Origin of the sequence: uncultured Streptococcus sp. (assembly GCF_905372115.1) — a bacterium.
GTDB lineage: Bacteria > Bacillota > Bacilli > Lactobacillales > Streptococcaceae > Streptococcus.
Map to the genome: position 1 here is coordinate 1 of NZ_CAJPNR010000011.1, position 17082 is coordinate 17082.

Genomic DNA, 17082 nt, shown 5'->3' on the forward strand with positions numbered 1-17082 from the left:
CCCCAAAAGAAATGTGGCAGGCATACAAGAAAATCAATCCGGCGATTGGTGACGAGATTGATGCCTGGGCCTTCGGTGTCCAAGCAGACCAACTGGCTGATTTGGTGCTTCGTGGTGAAAAGACAGCGACGGCTTCGGTCTATGAGCTCTATAAGTTTGAAAATGAGCCTCTACCTCAAGTAGGAACTTTCGATATCATACTAGACAGCCGGAATAGAGCCGTCTGTATTATCGAAATCACCAAAGTCTCTGTGCTGCCTTTTAATGAGATTTCAGCCGAACACGCTTTTAAGGAAGGAGAAGGAGACAAAACCTTGGCCTACTGGCAGCAAGTCCATGAGGAATTTTTTACGGAGTGTCTGGTGGAAGCCGATTTGGAATTTTCCCAAGAAACGGGTGTCGTCCTAGAAGAATTTCGCAAGGTCTATCCGCTGGATTAAGCTTAAGTCTATTTTTGAATAGGCTTTTTGTTTGTCCTTGATAAATCGAAACAAAAATGTTACTATTAGGTATATAAAGAAATCGTAATTTGGAGGAGAAATGGACAAATTAATTTTAGGCTTACTCATGATAAAACATTTTACAGTTTATGAAATTCGTCAGGTGATGCGGCAAAATTTCAGCTCTATGTGCAGTGACAGTCTAGGTAGTATCCAAGCAGCCTTAAAAAAACTGTCCCAGCAAGGAGCAGTGACTTATTCGGAGTATGTAGAAAAAGGAAAAATGAAGAAGGAATATGCCATTACTGCTTCGGGACGAATCTTGTTTTTGGAGTGGCTTAAAACGCCTATCGACATGAGCAAGAACAAGAACATGGACTTGGGGAAATTCCTCTTTATGGGTTATCTACCTAAGAAAGAGCAGCTCCAGATGCTGGATTTGACTATTGAGGGACTGGAAGTTGAAGTCCAAGAGTTTGAAGCTGTCAAAGACGCGATTCGTTTTACGGAGGAGCAGGAAAAAGTAAAGGCCTATCTAGAGCAGAACAGCCATCTGGCTACAGAGCTGATAGAGACCAGTCAGGCGGCTGATTTAGCTGAAAGTATTTCCCAGATTGGCTATTTTGAAATGAAAACGCTCGAATTTGGGCTGGATTCTGCCCGCTTTCAGTTAGACTGGTTTACCAAGCTTCGCCAGCAGTTGGCTGAAAATGAGAAAGAGGGCTGAAATACTAAGTATTCCAAAAGCAGCGGCTACTTGCCTTGAGGATACATTTGGCAATGACATTGAGAGTTTGAAAAACCAATTAGCATTTCTTCCGCTACAGTCTTTTAGAGACCGTTTCTGAAAAAAGATTGAAAATAGGCCTAAAAAAGCTTATAATAAAAGCTATAAAATGACAGAAGGCTTCTAGGAGGATTGATTTTGAAGAAGGTTCATTTTTTTATCATTTACGGCTGTGTCTGCTTTGTACTGATTGGCGGAACCTTTCTTTATACCTACTTTAAACATGGAGGCATAGCAGAAGCAATCGAATCCCGATTTAAGCTGTCTGCTGTAGTGGATGCTTCCTTGAAAAAATTTGATCACGATAGTTTCTACATGGATCGGCTGTCTGAGTCAACCTATCTAGAAGGCTACAAAAAAAGAAAAGCTGAGACCGTTAAACAGCTGACCGTTTCAGAATCACCTTATTTAGCTAAGCTTTATGAAACCTATGATGATCAAGAACTGACCCATTATTTCAGTGAAGATCGGATGTACTTGGAAGAAAAAGACGGCTTTGAGACCATTGATGACACCGACTCCCGGAAACATATCAATGGTTATTCGGGCATGTCTTCCTTTAAGGCTTTGCTGCAGGTCATGGTAGATAATGAGTCAGAACTAACCAAGAAAAAAGTGGACGGCGGCTATGAGTTTTCGGTGACAGCAGAAGGTGATTTGGCCTATGACCTTATCGATGCCTTCTACTATGCTTATAATGATGAGCATTATGATACGACCATTGATATTGAGAAGTGTAAGGTTGCCTTTGTGGTTGATCCTAAGACTCGGACCATCCGCTCTATTGATATGACTATGGATTTAGACGAAGATACAGCTTTAGATGGAGAATTGATTTACTTCAAGCAGCGGGCTGTCTTCAAGGACTATGGCAAGGCAAAAGTCCATCTTCCAAAGAAAATCAAAGAAAAAGAAGCAAAATCAGCTGTTTAAAGGCTGATTTTTTTGTGCAAAAGTTTTTTTGTTGCAGATTTTTATGGGGTTGGCTTGATTTTAAATTTTTAAAAATTACCTTTTAGTGATATAATAAAGGTGATATCCTACAGAAAAGAGATAATTGATGACAAATTACGCGATTATTTTGGCTGCGGGTAAGGGTACTCGCATGAAGTCAGATTTACCAAAGGTACTGCACAAGGTTGCAGGAATTTCCATGCTGGAACATGTTTTTCGCAGTGTTAGTGCCATTGAACCAGAGAAGACCGTGACAGTTGTTGGCCATAAGGCAGAGCTAGTCGAGCAAGTCTTGGCAGGTCAGACAGACTTTGTCCGTCAGACCGAGCAGCTGGGAACGGGTCATGCCGTTATGATGGCGGAGCCTGTTTTGGAAAATCTGACAGGTCAGACGCTGGTCATTGCTGGCGATACTCCCCTGATTACAGGAGAAAGCCTGAAAAATCTGATTGACTTTCATGTCAACCACAAGAACGTTGCGACTATCCTGACAGCAGAAGCAGATAATCCTTTCGGCTACGGCCGTATCGTTCGCAATCAACATGACGAAGTCTTGAAAATTGTTGAGCAGAAGGATGCTTCTGATTTTGAGCAGCAAATCAAGGAAATCAATACAGGGACTTATGTCTTTGACAATGCCCGTCTATTTGAGGCCCTCAAAAAAATCAATACCAATAATGCTCAAGGCGAATACTATATCACAGATGTGATTGGTATTTTCCGCGAAAATGGTGAAAAAGTTGGAGCTTATACGCTGAAAGACTTTGATGAAAGTCTGGGGGTTAATGACCGCGTGGCTTTGGCAACAGCTGAGGGTGTCATGCGTCGCCGGATTAACCAGCAGCATATGGTCAATGGGGTCAGCTTTGTCAATCCAGATGCGACCTATATCGATGTGGATGTAGAAATTGCGCCTGAAGTTCAAGTTGAAGCAAATGTGACCCTGAAAGGTCAGACCAAGATTGGGGCAGAGACTATCCTGACCAATGGTACCTACATCGTGGACTCTGTCATTGGAGAGCGGACCGTTATCACCAACTCCATGATTGAGGAGTCAAGTGTTGCAGATGGAGTAACAGTTGGGCCTTACGCTCACATTCGTCCAGGCTCTAGTCTGGCTAAGGATGTCCATGTCGGAAACTTTGTAGAAGTTAAAGGATCGTCAATTGGAGAAAATACCAAGGCTGGTCATTTGACCTACATTGGAAACTCCGAAGTTGGTGCTAATGTCAACTTTGGTGCAGGTACGATTACGGTTAATTATGATGGTCAGAAGAAATACAAGACTATCATTGGCGACAATGTCTTTGTCGGTTCCAACTCGACCATTATTGCCCCAGTTGAGCTAGGTGACAACTCACTGGTCGGTGCGGGTTCTACCATCACGAAGGACGTGCCAGCAGATGCTATCGCTCTGGGACGTGGCCGTCAGATTAACAAGGAAGATTATGCTAAGCGTCTTCCTCATCACCCTCAAAATAAGTAGGTTCAGTCATGGAATTTGAAGAAAAAACCGTCCAACGTACGGAGATTTATCAGGGACCAATTTTTAAAGTGGTTCGCGACCAGGTGGAGCTACCGGATGGCAAAGGTCAAGCCCAAAGGGATTTGATTTTTCATAATGGTGCGGTGGCTGTCATTGCTATCACTCCGGAAAACAAGATGATTTTAGTCAAGCAGTACCGCAAGGCGATTGAAGCGACTTCTTACGAGATTCCAGCTGGCAAGCTTGAGTTAGGAGAGAATGCAAATCCCCAAGCGGCTGCCCTCCGAGAATTAGAAGAAGAAACAGGCTACACAGGACAGCTGGAATTGGTCTATGATTTCTACTCTGCCATCGGTTTTTGCAATGAGAAAATCAAGCTCTACAGCGCCAGCCATTTGAAAAAGGTCGAAAACCCTCGTCCCCAAGACGAGGATGAAACATTGGAACTTTTTGAAGTCAGTCTGGAGGAGGCACATCAGTTGCTGCAAAACGGTGACATCTGCGATGCCAAGACCATCATGGCCCTTCAGTACTGGGAACAAAAAAATCTGAATAAATAGGAACGTAGATCAATGGGAAAAGCTTTATTAACAGATGAAATCATTGAGCGGGCCAACCGCGGTGAGGATATTTCGGGGCCGCCTCTCATGGATGACGAGGAAACCAAGATTCTTTCAACTGGCAGAAGCTCCTTTAGCTCGCAGCAGTCTAGCCGACAGGATACTCAGTTTGGTTATCAAAGCCCTCAAAACCGCTTTGGGTATGAGGAAAATCGGTCTCAGCAGAATCAGAATCAATTTGGCTATCAGACTGCTCAAAACCAAGAGGAGTTTACGGATGAGACCCTGCACATTGAGGTAGATTCGACCGTGACTAAGAGCCGTCGGATTGAAAACCAAAAGCGGAGCCTCTTTCAAGCCAAACTCAATAAAATTCTCCTTTGGGTGGTCATCCTCTTGATTGGTTTGATTGCTGCTATTATTTGGTGGCCTTAAAAACCAGCTCTATTGCACTTAAAAGGAAGCCTAGCCTGTCTAAGCTTCTTTTTCATCAGATGATTTGAGGTATTATATGAAAATTGGAATTATCGCAGCCATGCCCGAGGAGTTGAAGATTCTGCTGGAGCATTTAGAAAATCCAAAGAAGCACCTGCGTTTGGGGCATGTCTATCATACGGGCTCCATCGGCTACCATGAAGTAGTGTTGGTCGAAAGCGGGATTGGCAAGGTTATGTCCGCTATGAGTGTGGCTGTTTTGGTCAATGACTTCAAGGTCACAGCCGTGATTAACACAGGCTCAGCTGGAGCAGTGGCAGAAGGTCTGGCTATCGGCGATGTGGTGGTCGCAGATCGTCTGGTCTACCATGATGTGGATGTAACAGCCTTTGGTTACGACTACGGTCAGATGGCAAGGCAGCCGCTCTATTTTGAAGCTAGTCGCTATCTGGTTGCTGAGATGAAGAAAATTTTGGAAAAAACCCATCAAAAAGCTAGAGTAGGGTTGATTGCGACAGGTGACAGCTTTGTTGCTGGTCAAGACAAGATTGATCGCATTAAGGAGCATTTCCCAGATGTCCTTGCTGTGGAGATGGAGGGCGCAGCTATTGCTCAAGCCACACATTCGATCGGCCTGCCTTTTATGGTTATTCGCGCCATGAGCGATACGGCAAGTCATGATGCTAATGTCACTTTTGATGAATTTATTCTTGAAGCCGGTAAACGCTCGGCAGAAACCCTGATTCAATTTCTGAAAGAGTTGGTTTAAAGGGGGAGATAGTATGTACAAAGAGTCTTATTTTGATGGTGGTCTCTTTTCTTACATCGGTCATGTGGTTTTAGCTACCCTGATTACCGTTTTTACACTGGGAATTTGTGCACCTTGGGGCATGTGTATTCTGTATAATTGGAAGATAAAACATACAGTTATTGACGGGCACCGTCTTTACTTTGACGGTACTGCCATGCAGCTTTTTGGGAATTGGATCAAGTGGTGGCTCCTGACCATTGTTACCTTTGGTATTTATGGCTTTTGGCTGAAAATCAAACTGACTCAGTGGATTACCAAGCATACGCATCATGCGAATTGAGAACAAGGAAGCGAGACTTAAGTGGCTCGCTTTTCCTTTTCTTCTGTCTTGCCAAAAAATCCCTTTTGATGGTATAATCAAGGAACTGCAATCAATGATAGAGGAGAAAAAATGAGTATCTTAGAAGTAAAAAATCTCAGCCACGGTTTCGGAGACCGGGCTATTTTTGAGGATGTATCCTTCCGACTGCTCAAGGGTGAGCATATCGGCCTAGTCGGTGCCAATGGCGAGGGAAAGTCAACCTTTATGAGTATTGTGACGGGTAAAATGCTGCCGGATGAAGGCAAGGTCGAGTGGTCCAAGTATGTGACAGCTGGCTATCTGGACCAGCATGCTGTTTTGGAGCAAGGCCAATCTGTCCGTGATGTTTTGCGCACAGCCTTTGACGAGCTTTTCAAGACAGAGGCTCGTATCAATGAAATCTATATGAGCATGGCTGAGGATGGAGCGGACGTTAATGCCCTGATGGAAGAAGTGGGCGAGCTGCAGGACCGCTTGGAGAGCCGAGATTTCTATACTCTGGATGCCAAGATTGACGAAGTTGCACGGGCACTAGGTGTCATGGACTACGGTATGGAAAGCGATGTGACGGAGCTATCTGGTGGGCAGCGGACCAAGGTTCTCTTGGCTAAGCTGCTTCTGGAAAAACCAGATATCCTGCTCTTGGACGAGCCAACCAACTATCTGGATGCTGAGCACATTGACTGGCTCAAGCGTTACCTACAGAACTATGAAAATGCCTTTGTTCTAATCTCGCATGATATTCCTTTCTTAAATGACGTGATTAATATCGTCTACCATGTGGAAAATCAGCACTTGACTCGTTATTCTGGCGACTACTATCAGTTCCAGGAAGTCTATGAGATGAAAAAATCTCAGCTGGAAGCAGCTTATGAGCGCCAGCAGAAAGAAATTGCGGACCTTAAGGACTTTGTGGCTCGCAATAAAGCCCGTGTGGCGACTCGTAATATGGCCATGTCCCGCCAGAAAAAGCTGGATAAGATGGATATTATTGAGCTACAAAGTGAGAAGCCAAAGCCTACCTTTGACTTCAAGCCTGCCCGCACACCTGGTCGCTTTATCTTTCAGGCTGAGAATTTGCAGATTGGTTACGACCGACCGCTGACCCAGCCCCTTAACCTGACCTTTGAGCGCAATCAGAAGGTGGCTATCATCGGGGCAAATGGGATTGGAAAAACAACCCTGCTCAAGAGTTTGCTGGGGATCATCCCGCCTATTGCAGGTCAGGTTGAGCGTGGGGACTATCTAGAGCTGGGCTATTTCGAGCAGGAAGTAGAGGGCGGCAATCGTCAGACACCGCTGGAAGCAGTCTGGAACGCCTTTCCGGCCCTTAATCAGGCAGAAGTCCGAGCTGCTTTAGCTAGATGCGGCTTGACTTCCAAGCACATCGAGAGCCAGATCCAGGTTCTTTCAGGTGGAGAGCAGGCCAAGGTCCGACTTTGCCTCCTCATGAACCGAGAAAATAATGTTCTAGTGCTGGACGAGCCGACCAACCACCTGGATGTCGATGCCAAGGAAGAGCTCAAACGAGCTCTGAAAGAATACAAGGGCAGTATCCTCATGGTCTGCCACGAGCCTGATTTCTATGAAGGCTGGATGGACCAGATCTGGGATTTTAACCAGTTGACTTAAGAGCATTGTTTTTAATCAAATTGAAAGTTGACAATCAAGAGAAATTTCAAGTCTAAAAGGTGCTCAATTTTATTTAGACACCTTGACAAATATGTAAAGAACTGCTAGTATATCCATAAGCAGTTCTTTTTTTGAAGACTAAATGGAAATTATTATGAAATACCTTATGAAAAAATATGTTAAGTCATTTCTTTTTGGGTTGACTTTTATTTTTGTGCTCTTTTCTTCAGCAGTCTATGCTGTTACTGAGCTTACTGAAAGCACGAATCTATCAACGCTTGATATTTATCAGTTTACCTTGACTCAGGATAATATGGAGGTCCTAAGTCAAGGCGCCTCGGTCGAAAGGGATTTTATCCCAGCTAATGGAAACTGGAAAGAAAGTACGGTCTTCTCGCTAAGAGTAGATAAAAACCAAACTCAGCAAACCTTTAATAGCCCCATTCAATTGCGGTTTAACAATGCAGGTATTGTTAATGGCAAGGCTGTTGATGTTTATGTGACCTTCCATAGTATAGATACTCATCTGGTTCAGAGAAATGCAGACTACCAGGATCCAAATAAGACGCTTGTCCCCTTTCTGACAGTGGATGAAAACTGGGGAAGCAAATCCATCCAGATTATGGACTATATTTGGCCACCGCATCCAACTCTTACTCATGATATGCATGGAAGCTTTACTCTGGATACGGATGTCACTGCAGAATTGAGATATCAGGACGGAACGCCCACAGATCTAAAGATGGTCATGTTGCCGTCTGATATTGATGTGGTCTATAATGCACTCGGTCGAGAAGAAAATTTTTCAATATATGATAAAGATATAGCATTAAATAAAATCGTAAAAAACACTTCCTATGCCCTTAATGAAACTCTAGTAGACAATAAAACGACATGGCACCCTACAAGGAGTACGCAGGGAGATAGTGATGAACACAATGTTTCAGGATTTGCGGTTCGTTCTGAAACTAACGCCGTTCGATTTGAATTTACAACGACGGCAGGTAGTGGCGGTTTGTTTGGCTTTTATACAGAGGCTCCAAAGGCACCAGTGAAGCAGGCTTCAAAGGATAAGCTTCCTGTCCTTGCCGGAGAATCTCTCAATTATACAGCCAAATTTACTATGCCAACCCCTGGTAAGGACGTCATTGGATCTCTATCTTCAATGCAGATGATTGAAACTTTGGACAATCGTTTGGATTTTCAGAGCTTGACCCTTCAATTGGACGGTCGAACGTTGACCCAAGGTGCTGACTATACACTGGCCAGAGATGGACAAAAGGTAACGGTGGCAATCAATGCCAAGCACCTGACCAGTAGCAATGCTGGAAAAGAATTTACTCTTATATACAAGACAAAAACAAACGATAATATTTTACAAAATAGAGCGCCTATTGAAAATAGGGTCACACAAGAAATTGATAATATCCCTGTTTCATCAGAAATCGTTACAACTAATGTTCTCTACAAGAAAAGTTACCAATTTGAAAGTGGAACGCAAGATAAATCTCTTCCTCAAGAAGTTTTGAATGTGCTACCGCAAGATCAACATGACCTAGAAAATGGTTCGGCGGTTACACCGGATTCCCCCAAAGGGAATAAAAGACTAGTCAGTATTTCAGAAGGAAATTGGGTTTTCCAAAACTATGATAAAGAATCTGACACGATTCAAAATCAAGATGTACTTTTCACTGGAATATGGAATTTTCAAGAATACGAAAAGCCAAAAAAAGAAGTCTTCAATAAAAATAATGAAAATATTGATAATCAAGAAGTCAAGGCCAATGATGTTCTAACTTATAAAATCACCTACAAAAATACCAGTGATAGGGAGTTGGATGTCACCATTACCGATGAACTACCTGAACATACGGACTATGTCAATGGTTCAACCGTATATGATGACTTTTCTAATAGAAGATTAACTTGGAGAAGAAGGGTGGCACCAGAGGAGACAGTAGAAGTGTCCTTTAAAGTCCGAGTGGATCAGGATGTAGATGGGCACATTCTTCAAAGCTCAGCTCAAGTATCGACAGATCTGTTTACATTAGAAACAAATAGAACGAGCAATCCGACAGCTATAAAAAAATATGTCCTTCCAGAAACAGGTGGGAATGGAACCCTTTTATACCTCTGGGGTGGCTCTGTCATCACATTGGGTTCAGCGATTTGGCTGATTGTCCGAAATAAACTATATAGGAAATTTCAATAAAGAAAAAGATAGGAAATCGCGAAAGTTTTGAAGAGGAATGGGATATCTCGAAGATCAAGCTTGAGTGAAGAAAAAATTAGGAGATTATAATGAAAAAGATAAAACAGCTGGTCATGGCGGTCTTGGTCTTTGTCTTGGCTTTTTCCAGCCTTCCGGTCGTATCAGCAGACACGACCTATACCATTCAGCTGACTGGGACATCAACAGGCCATACTTACGAAGCTCATCCGATTTTTCTTGGAGACCTCGATCCAGCAACGAATACTCTTACCAATATTAGATGGGCTCCGGGAATTTGGGATTCAGGTAAAAGAAGATTTGGAGACGCGGCCGATAAAGCAGCCTCTTTAAGTGCTAAAGGGGATGATTCGCAAGAAGCAAGAGAATTTGCTCAGGAAATTTCAAAATACTTATCCGGCGGTGGACGAAAAACAGTATCAGGCCAAAATGGGACAACGACTATTTCTGGCTTGGCTCCAGGCTACTATTTGATTAAGGAAGTAAATAATACCTTATACAAAAAAAATGAGACATACACTCGTTTTATGCTGCAGGTGGCAAGAGATACGACAGTAGCAATTAAGTCTGATGTTCCTAGTCTTACTAAGGTCACCAAGTCAAGTACGACGGGAGAGGAAACGACTATAACGGATTATTCCATCGGTGACATGGTTCCATTTCAACTGACAGCGACACTTCCAAGGAACTTGGATGATTATTCTGAGTATGAGCTATCTTTTAATGATAGTTTAATGCCTGGTTTGACTTATAATAATGATGTGCAAGTTTATCTAAAACGCGGTGATGAAGAAAGCTTGATAACTGACCATTTTAATATTTCCATAGAATCGTCCCGTAATCTAACCATAGCCACTAGTAATTTGAGGCAGGTGCCAAATGTAGATGCTTTTAGTAAGATTGTGGTTCGTTACACTGCTCAACTGAATCAATACGCAACAACACATGCCAGTGCCAATACTAACATGAATGTGGCTAGTCTGAGCTTTTCGAACAACCCCAATACGGCTTTGGCAAAATCAATCGGAACAACCCCCCAAAGTAAAGTTCAGATCCATACCTATCAACTCAATGTCTATAAGGTGAATGAAAGCAGGGGAGCTCTTGTAGGAGCAGAATTTACTCTTTATAAAAAAGTAAACGACCAGTATATAAAGGTTGGAACTACACAAGAATACAAAAGAAGTAATTTTTCAGGCTTTAAAGGACTGGGGTCTGGAGATTATAAGCTAGTAGAAACGATTACTCCAAAAGGCTACAACACTATGAAGGATATTGAGTTTAGCCTACGAGCGACTTATGATCCAACATTGCCAACTACTCGGACTGCTATTCAAGCAACCTCAGACAGAGCAACTTTTACTTATGAATTGACAAATGGATTTTTACTACGAAAATTGTCAATAAAAAAGGTGCCCTCTTACCAAATACAGGTGGAATCGGAACGACTATTCTTTACCTGAGTGGTACAGGGCTTGTGCTAGGTGCAGTAATCTTATGGATGTTAAAGAAAAGAGTAAATAAAAAATAGGATAAAATCGGAAGAACTGAACGGGAAATCAGTTTCTTCCTCAAAAGGAGATTTAATGAAAAAGATAAAACAACTAGTCATGGCTGTCTTGGTCTTTGTCCTGACTTTTTCCGCCCTACCGGTCGTATCAGCAGACACGACTTATACTATTGGTCTGACTGGGACAGTTCTAGGGCATACTTATGAAGTCTATCAGATATTTTCCGGCGACATAAGTAACGACAATACCCTTAGTAATATTGGATGGGGGACTGGGATTCAGGTTGATAAAGCTCAGAGTGAACTTGGTGATGCCGGTGCAAAAGCGCAAACCATCAGTGGCAAGAGCAATGACTCTGCAGAAGCAAAAGCCTTTGCTCAAGAGTTATATCCTTATTTGAGTTCTAGTCCAACAAAAACAGTGGCAAGTGAGGAAGGTACAACAACCATTTCTGACTTGGCACCTGGATACTACTTAATTAAAGATCAGGATTCGTCCTTAGAATATATATATAGTCAAGGCTATACTCGCTTTATTTTACAAGTTTCAAAGGATACAAACATAGCCATTAAATCAGGTGCACCAACTTTGACAAAAAAAGTCAAAGTGAGAGATTCTGATAATTACTCCGTAGCGACTGACTACGCGATTGGAGATACAGTCTACTTTGAATTAACTGCAACTCTTCCAAGAAACTATGAAGACTTCTCGGTATATGAATTTCTTTTTTTTGATTTACTTCCAAAAGGGTTGACCTATAATAATGATGCTGAGATTACCTTGGTAAATGATTGGGAAATCGTTGATATTACGGGTAGTTTTTTCAAGAGTATAACTTCAGATGAGCTTAGCTTTAGTAACCGGAATTTAAAGAGCATGAATGATGTTTTTGATTCAAGTAAGATTATTCTGCGTTATAGTGCGACAGTGAATGATAGTGCAGAAACAGGTTCGACGGGAAATATCAATACCGGACATGTTATTTATACAGCCAATCCGAATGTAACCGATGGTAGTAATAGAAGTATTACACCTGGGGATCAAGCTAAAGTCTACACCTACCAGCTGACAGTAAATAAGGTCAAAGAAAACCAAGAAGCTCTAGCTGGTGCAGGATTTACTCTTTATAAGAAGGTTAATAACCAATACACTGAGATTAAGAAGTTTGAAGCTGGATCAGACAGCACCTTTGAATTCAAGGGAATTGATGCTGGGGACTACAAGTTAGTTGAAAGTTCGACACCAGCAGGCTACAATACCATGAAGGATATTGAATTTACGGTTACTTCAACGATTGACTCCACAGGAGCTTTGACAAATCTGACAGCCACTTCGACATCCGCCAACTTTGAGTCTAACGTCAATACTGGTGTTATCACCCTGAAAGTGGTCAATAAGCAAGGTGCCCTTCTGCCAAACACAGGTGGAATCGGAACGACCATTCTTTACCTAGTCGGCACAAGTCTTGTACTCGGAGCAGGCCTGCTTTATGTAGTCAAAAAACGTGTTTCAACAAAATAAGAAGGGCTGGAGGTAGGATTCCAGTTCCTTCCTCAATTAGGAGATTATGATAAAAAAAATAAAACAACTATTGATGACCATCTTGGTTTTTATCCTGGCCTTCGCCGGGCTTCCTGTCGTATCGGCTGATACAACGACTTACACCATCCAACTAAATGGAACGACTGCAGGTCACACTTATGATATCTATCAGATTTTTTCAGGGACTTTAGATGCTAGTAACACCTTAACCAATATCGAGTGGGGCTCAGGAATTGAAAAAGGTAGCATTGAATTTTACATGGGACAGGCGAGTGAGAAGGCAGCTAGTCTCAGTGGTAAAAGTAATGATTCTGAAGAAGCAAAGGCTTTTGCTAAAGAACTTATCCCACGTTTAAAATCTGAACCAACTAAGACCGTCACCAGTGAAGCGGGAACAACAATAATCTCAGGTCTAGAACCTGGCTACTACTTGATCAAAGATAGAGAAAATTCTTTGAGTAATAAACACGGAGAAAGTTATACAAGCTTAATTTTACAAGTTGCCAAAAACATAAATATCACTATCAAATCAAGCGTCCCTACTCTTACAAAAAAAGTCAAGTCAAGTAAGTCCAACACCTATTCTTCTGCAGCGGAATATACCATTGGTGACAAGGTATATTTTGAACTTGTAGCAACTCTTCCAAGTAACTATGCTGATTACTCAGATTACACGCTTATATTTAGTGACTTTATGTCAAGAGCAATGACCTATAATCATGACGCTCAAGTTTTGCTTCAAAATGGTTCGGAAGTGACTGATATTACAAACGAATTCTATAAGAGTATGTTTTATCCAAATGCACAGGAAAACAATCTGGAAGTTGGAAAATATGATATAAAAAGCATTCCGAACATTTCCGCCTCAAGTAAGTTTATTTTACGCTATAGTGTTACTTTAGGTGAAGAAGCTATTTTTGGCTCTAATGGAAATACCAACAGAGCAACAGTGGTGTATTCCAATCATCCGTATAGTACAGAGGGCCTTAGAAGCCAAACACCGTGGGCTGTCACAAAAGTCTACACCTACCAGCTGAAAGTAAATAAGGTAAAAGAAAATCAACAAGCTTTAGCTGGCGCAGGATTTACTCTTTATAAGAAGGTCAATAACCAATACACTGAAATCAAGAAGTTTGAAGCTGGCTCTGAGACCACTTTTGATTTTAAGGGGCTTGATTCTGGTGACTACAAGCTGGTTGAAAGTACAGTTCCTGCAGGATACAATGCTATGAAAGATATCGAGTTTACTATTTCAGGAACAATCGACTCCATAGGAGCCTTGACAAACCTGACAGCAACTTCAGCAAACGCGACATTTGAGACCGATGTCAATACGGGTATTATTACCCTGAAAGTGGTCAACAAGAAAGGTGCTCTTCTGCCAAACACAGGTGGAATCGGAACGACTATTCTTTACCTAGTCGGCACAAGTCTGGTTCTCGGAGCAGGCCTGCTCTTTGTAATTAAAAAACGTGTTTCAACAAAATAAAAGGAAAACTAGAGGAAGTGATGAATGTTTCATTCATCTCCTTCCTCGAATAGGAGATTAAAATGAAAAAAATAAAACAAATACTTACGACCATCTTGGTCTTTATCCTGACTTTTGCAGGGCTACCGGCCGTATCGGCTGATACAACGACCTACACCATCCAACTGACCGGAACGACAACTGGTCACACTTACGAAGTCTATCATATTTTTTCAGGGACTTTAGATGCTAGCAACACCTTGACCAATATCGAGTGGGGTCCTGGGGTTACTGGAGCAGGTAGAACTCATTTTGGAGATGCTTCTGATAAAGCAGCTTCTTTGAGTGGTAAGCAAAATGACTCTGCGGAGGCTAAAGCCTTTGCCCAAGAATTGAATCAATATTTATCAGGTGCAGGTGTAACAAACGTTAAATCCCAGCAAGGTACGACAACCATTTCAGGATTAAAACCTGGTTACTATCTTATTAAGGATAGTCGGGGAACATTGAATAATAGAAGTGGTCAAGCCTATACTAGATTTATGTTGCAAGTGGCAAAGGATACAACTGTAGCCGTGAAAGCAGATGTTCCAACTCTTACAAAACAAGTTCAAGCTAATGGCTCTCAAAATTATACTGCAGCGACGGAATATAGAATCGGACAAAACATTCCTTTCCAAATTACCGCAACTCTTCCAAGTAACTATGATGATTTTCCTCGATATGAATTTACAATCAAGGATACGATTCCTGCTGGAATGACCTATAATAATGATGCTCGAGTTTATCTAAAAGAAGGGGGAACTGAAAAAGACATTTCAACATTTTTCCCAATTTCCTATACAGGCAATGTCATTACGATAACTGCTGGTGATCTTAAAGGTAATCAAGAAGTAACAGCATCTAGTAAGATCGTAGTTCGCTACACTGCAAGTTTAAACAATTATCCTATAATGGGTGGGGTAGGAAATCCTAATATAGCTAGCCTGACCTATTCAAATGATCCAAATGGAAATAATTCTTCAACTGCTGAAACTCCTGAAACCAAGGCTAATGTCTATACCTACCAGCTAGAAGTGAATAAGGTCAAAGAAAACCAAGCAGCTCTTGCTGGTGCAGGTTTTACTCTCTATAAGAAGATCAATAACCAATACACTGAGATTAAAAAGTTTGAAGCTGGATCAAACAGCAGATTTGATTTTATGGGGCTGGATTCGGGTGACTACAAGCTTGTGGAAAGTACAGTTCCAGTGGGCTACAATGCTATGAAAGATGTCGAGTTTACCATTTCAGGTACAATCGACTCCACAGGAGCTTTGACAAATCTGACAGCAACTTCAGCAACCGCGACATTTGATTCTAATGTCAATACTGGTGTAATCACCCTGAAAGTGGTCAATAAGCGAGGTTCTCTTCTGCCAAACACAGGTGGCATCGGAACGACTATCCTTTATCTAGTCGGCACAAGTCTGGTTCTCGGAGCAGGAGTGCTAATGATTATTAGGAAACGTGCAAACTCCAAGTAATCTTAGGGAGAAAGGAAGAGGTAGATGAAGTATACTATCTCTTTTCCTTTCTTGTGCGACTGAATAAATGTTATGAAAAAACACCTTATTAATTTTTTACTAATTTTATTTTTAGTCAGTGGGATAGGATTGTTGCTCTACCCTACTGTAAGTGAACTTTGGAACTCTTATCATCAGTCGCAAGCTATTTCAAACTATGAGAATAAAGTAGAAAAGCTTGACACGAGTAAAGCAGATGAGATGAGAGCGGCTGCAGAATTCTATAACCAAACCCTTGAAAAAGGAGTTGTCCCTAACTATCGTCTTTCAGAGGAAGAAAAAAAGACTTACAATAGCCTATTAGATGTTACAGGGACTGGCATTATGGCTTATGTGGAAATTCCCACGCTAGGAACCAACCTTCCCATTTACCATGGGACGGATGATGCTATTTTGCAAGTAGCAATTGGACATATTCCAGGAAGTTCACTGCCGGTTGGTGGCCAAGGGACCCACTCAGTCATATCAGGTCACCGAGGTTTGCCTTCAGCTAAGCTGTTTACTGACATTGACAAATTAAAAAATGGCGATCGATTTATGATCCATGTCTTGGGAAAGACTATCACCTATCAAGTGGACCAGACCTTGACGGTTGAGCCTGATGATGTTTCTTCTTTAGCCATTGACCCAGAGCAGGATTATTGTACACTGGTTACCTGTACCCCTTACGGGATAAATAGCCACCGCTTGTTGGTTAGAGGTCACCGAGTTCCGAATGAGGAGAAGATTTCCAAATCAAGCAAGAAGAGGAGGGGCGAAATTCCTTGGATTTATGTAGCTATCATCCTTCTTTTGCTGATCTTTATTTTGATTGTTCTTTACGGCAGGAGTAAGAAAAAAAGAGCTGAGCTACGACGTAAAACAGGTTTGCGCTCAGCCGTTTATCGCAAACGAAACAAAAAGGGACGCCATTAAAAACGACTTACGGAAATAAGAGTAGTTATCTGAGAACTAATGAAGAAGGATGTTCCTTTTTTATCAAAATAACAGGACCTTTTTCTTAAAAATGCTCACAGGATAAGACACTTAATCTTGATATTTTACTCTTACAAAAAACGACTGGTACAAGATTTGTCTCAGTCGCTTTTTGTTACTAATAATTCAAAAAATGCTCGATTTCCTGCTTTTCAATCTGTTTACCATGCTGGCAGACAGGGCAGGTGAGGTAATGTTTTCTACCGTAAGGAAAGGTTGGAATCCAATAGAGTGTAAACTTTCGGCCGGTTTCAATAATTTCCCAAGGTGCTACATTGTGACAGTTGGCACACTCGATACTGCTTTGGGTCTGTCCTACGTTTTTCTGATAACCTTTATATCCCCAGATAATCATATTGATTTCCCTCCTTTATTGGTTGGGCAG

At 41.8% G+C, this 17082-nt stretch carries 15 protein-coding genes and 1 pseudogene; 15 read left to right on the forward strand and 1 reads right to left on the reverse strand.

Annotated features, from left to right (window positions below; genetic code table 11):
- From QZ169_RS04710 to QZ169_RS04780, 15 genes and pseudogenes are all read left to right on the forward strand, one after another.
- On the forward strand, positions 1–440 hold a 440-nt coding region (locus tag QZ169_RS04710), incomplete at its 5' end, for an ASCH domain-containing protein (protein ID WP_295505127.1).
- A 100-nt stretch (positions 441–540) separates the two neighbouring features.
- A complete protein-coding gene (locus QZ169_RS04715; protein ID WP_175859807.1) occupies positions 541–1167 on the forward strand; it encodes a PadR family transcriptional regulator in 627 nt (208 codons plus the stop codon).
- Positions 1168–1365: 198 nt separating this feature from the next.
- Positions 1366–2160: a hypothetical protein gene (locus QZ169_RS04720; protein WP_295505128.1), complete on the forward strand. Its 795-nt coding sequence runs from the start codon at positions 1366–1368 to the stop codon at positions 2158–2160.
- Positions 2161–2287: 127 nt separating this feature from the next.
- Entirely contained in the window at positions 2288–3667 is a 1380-nt protein-coding gene (gene glmU, locus QZ169_RS04725) for a bifunctional UDP-N-acetylglucosamine diphosphorylase/glucosamine-1-phosphate N-acetyltransferase GlmU (RefSeq protein ID WP_295505129.1), read from the forward strand.
- A gap of 8 nt (positions 3668–3675) precedes the next feature.
- Positions 3676–4227, forward strand: a complete 552-nt coding sequence (locus tag QZ169_RS04730) for an NUDIX hydrolase (protein ID WP_295505130.1) — start codon at positions 3676–3678, stop codon at positions 4225–4227.
- A gap of 12 nt (positions 4228–4239) precedes the next feature.
- Complete coding sequence (gene macP / locus QZ169_RS04735) at positions 4240–4662, forward strand: cell wall synthase accessory phosphoprotein MacP (RefSeq protein WP_295505131.1); 423 nt, start codon at positions 4240–4242, stop codon at positions 4660–4662.
- A gap of 76 nt (positions 4663–4738) precedes the next feature.
- Positions 4739–5431 (forward strand): 5'-methylthioadenosine/adenosylhomocysteine nucleosidase, encoded by a 693-nt coding sequence (locus tag QZ169_RS04740; protein ID WP_295505132.1) that lies wholly within the window; start codon positions 4739–4741, stop codon positions 5429–5431.
- A gap of 13 nt (positions 5432–5444) precedes the next feature.
- On the forward strand, positions 5445–5753 hold the full coding sequence (locus QZ169_RS04745) for a DUF898 family protein (protein ID WP_295505133.1): 309 nt from the start codon (positions 5445–5447) through the stop codon (positions 5751–5753).
- A gap of 111 nt (positions 5754–5864) precedes the next feature.
- On the forward strand, positions 5865–7406 hold the full coding sequence (locus tag QZ169_RS04750; protein ID WP_295505134.1) for an ABC-F family ATP-binding cassette domain-containing protein: 1542 nt from the start codon (positions 5865–5867) through the stop codon (positions 7404–7406).
- Positions 7407–7548: 142 nt separating this feature from the next.
- Positions 7549–9618, forward strand: a complete 2070-nt coding sequence (locus QZ169_RS04755; protein WP_295505135.1) for an Sgo0707 family adhesin — start codon at positions 7549–7551, stop codon at positions 9616–9618.
- Positions 9619–9707: 89 nt separating this feature from the next.
- Positions 9708–11167, forward strand: a pseudogene (locus tag QZ169_RS04760) (isopeptide-forming domain-containing fimbrial protein).
- 55 nt (positions 11168–11222) lie between these two features.
- Positions 11223–12668, forward strand: a complete 1446-nt coding sequence (locus QZ169_RS04765) for a SpaA isopeptide-forming pilin-related protein (RefSeq protein ID WP_295505136.1) — start codon at positions 11223–11225, stop codon at positions 12666–12668.
- Between the two features lie 49 nt (positions 12669–12717).
- Positions 12718–14178: a SpaA isopeptide-forming pilin-related protein gene (locus tag QZ169_RS04770; protein ID WP_295505166.1), complete on the forward strand. Its 1461-nt coding sequence runs from the start codon at positions 12718–12720 to the stop codon at positions 14176–14178.
- Between the two features lie 62 nt (positions 14179–14240).
- The gene (locus QZ169_RS04775; RefSeq protein WP_295505137.1) at positions 14241–15683 is read left to right on the forward strand and encodes an isopeptide-forming domain-containing fimbrial protein; all 1443 of its coding nucleotides are present in this window, start codon (positions 14241–14243) and stop codon (positions 15681–15683) included.
- A gap of 72 nt (positions 15684–15755) precedes the next feature.
- Positions 15756–16637: a class C sortase gene (locus QZ169_RS04780; RefSeq protein WP_295505138.1), complete on the forward strand. Its 882-nt coding sequence runs from the start codon at positions 15756–15758 to the stop codon at positions 16635–16637.
- 178 nt (positions 16638–16815) lie between these two features.
- On the opposite strand, the gene QZ169_RS04785 is transcribed toward QZ169_RS04780, so the two are convergent.
- On the reverse strand, positions 16816–17052 hold the full coding sequence (locus QZ169_RS04785; RefSeq protein ID WP_295505139.1) for a zinc-ribbon domain-containing protein: 237 nt from the start codon (positions 17050–17052) through the stop codon (positions 16816–16818).
- Between the last annotated feature and the right edge of the window lie 30 nt (positions 17053–17082).

What these genes read in the sequence shown, in the direction of transcription:
- QZ169_RS04715 (WP_175859807.1), top strand. Translation starts at nt 541, where the DNA reads ATGGACAAATTAATTTTAGGCTTACTCATGATAAAACATTTTACAGTT.
- glmU (WP_295505129.1), top strand. Translation starts at nt 2,288, where the DNA reads ATGACAAATTACGCGATTATTTTGGCTGCGGGTAAGGGTACTCGCATG.
- QZ169_RS04730 (WP_295505130.1), top strand. Translation starts at nt 3,676, where the DNA reads ATGGAATTTGAAGAAAAAACCGTCCAACGTACGGAGATTTATCAGGGA.
- macP (WP_295505131.1), top strand. Translation starts at nt 4,240, where the DNA reads ATGGGAAAAGCTTTATTAACAGATGAAATCATTGAGCGGGCCAACCGC.
- QZ169_RS04740 (WP_295505132.1), top strand. Translation starts at nt 4,739, where the DNA reads ATGAAAATTGGAATTATCGCAGCCATGCCCGAGGAGTTGAAGATTCTG.
- QZ169_RS04745 (WP_295505133.1), top strand. Translation starts at nt 5,445, where the DNA reads ATGTACAAAGAGTCTTATTTTGATGGTGGTCTCTTTTCTTACATCGGT.
- QZ169_RS04750 (WP_295505134.1), top strand. Translation starts at nt 5,865, where the DNA reads ATGAGTATCTTAGAAGTAAAAAATCTCAGCCACGGTTTCGGAGACCGG.
- QZ169_RS04755 (WP_295505135.1), top strand. Translation starts at nt 7,549, where the DNA reads ATGGAAATTATTATGAAATACCTTATGAAAAAATATGTTAAGTCATTT.
- QZ169_RS04765 (WP_295505136.1), top strand. Translation starts at nt 11,223, where the DNA reads ATGAAAAAGATAAAACAACTAGTCATGGCTGTCTTGGTCTTTGTCCTG.
- QZ169_RS04775 (WP_295505137.1), top strand. Translation starts at nt 14,241, where the DNA reads ATGAAAAAAATAAAACAAATACTTACGACCATCTTGGTCTTTATCCTG.
- QZ169_RS04780 (WP_295505138.1), top strand. Translation starts at nt 15,756, where the DNA reads ATGAAAAAACACCTTATTAATTTTTTACTAATTTTATTTTTAGTCAGT.
- QZ169_RS04785 (WP_295505139.1), bottom strand. Translation starts at nt 17,052, where the DNA reads ATGATTATCTGGGGATATAAAGGTTATCAGAAAAACGTAGGACAGACC.